This is a genomic window from Henriciella marina (assembly GCF_027213945.1).
Taxonomy (GTDB): domain Bacteria; phylum Pseudomonadota; class Alphaproteobacteria; order Caulobacterales; family Hyphomonadaceae; genus Henriciella; species Henriciella marina_A.
On sequence record NZ_JAPWGW010000104.1, the window covers coordinates 1 to 237 of the forward strand.

Sequence of the window (237 nt, forward strand, 5' to 3'; positions counted from 1 at the left end):
GTCATGTCCGGGCGCAGGGCGCGGGCGGTTTCGGCAAAGCGGATGGCGTCGTCGCGCAGATGGCGGCGTTTCATCCGTTTCAGGATCAGGTCGTCGCCATGCTGCAGCGACAGGTGCAGGTGCGGCATCAGGCGCGGTTCGGTGGCGATGGCGGCCATCAGATTGTCGTCGACCTCGATGCTGTCGATGCTGCTGATGCGCAGGCGGGGCAGGTCGGGCACCAGCCGCAGGATGCGC

Annotated in this window: 1 pseudogene; it reads right to left on the reverse strand. The window is 67.5% G+C overall.

What is annotated here, in order from left to right:
• Window positions 1–237: pseudogene (locus O4G74_RS16320) on the reverse strand (tRNA (N(6)-L-threonylcarbamoyladenosine(37)-C(2))-methylthiotransferase MtaB); the annotation flags it as partial.